1 pseudogene is annotated in these 252 nt (G+C 56.7%); it reads left to right on the forward strand.

The window, feature by feature from the left end:
* A pseudogene (locus AB8818_RS22950) lies at nucleotides 1-201 on the forward strand (phage portal protein); the annotation flags it as partial.
* Nucleotides 202-252: the final 51 nt, after the last annotated feature.

Genomic DNA, 252 nt, shown 5'->3' on the forward strand with positions numbered 1-252 from the left:
GGTGCTGCTACTGAATCCGACTGGATACGTGCCAGCGGTCGCAACCCGGATGATGTTAAGTCACGCCGTAAAGCGGAGGTTGACGAGAACCGTGAACAGGGCCTGGTGTTTGACACCGACCCCGCCAATGATAAAGGAGGCACCAGTGCCGAAGCCAAAGAACCGGGCGCGCCACCGTCCGAAAGCCAGCGCAAAAAGTAATTCGTGGTTCCGCATGCAGGCCAGCAATAACAGCGAGGCCGACATTTTTAT

It is taken from the genome of Enterobacter sp. KB-280D8 (assembly GCF_041399405.1).
In the GTDB taxonomy this organism is placed as follows: Bacteria; Pseudomonadota; Gammaproteobacteria; order Enterobacterales; family Enterobacteriaceae; genus Enterobacter; species Enterobacter cloacae_N.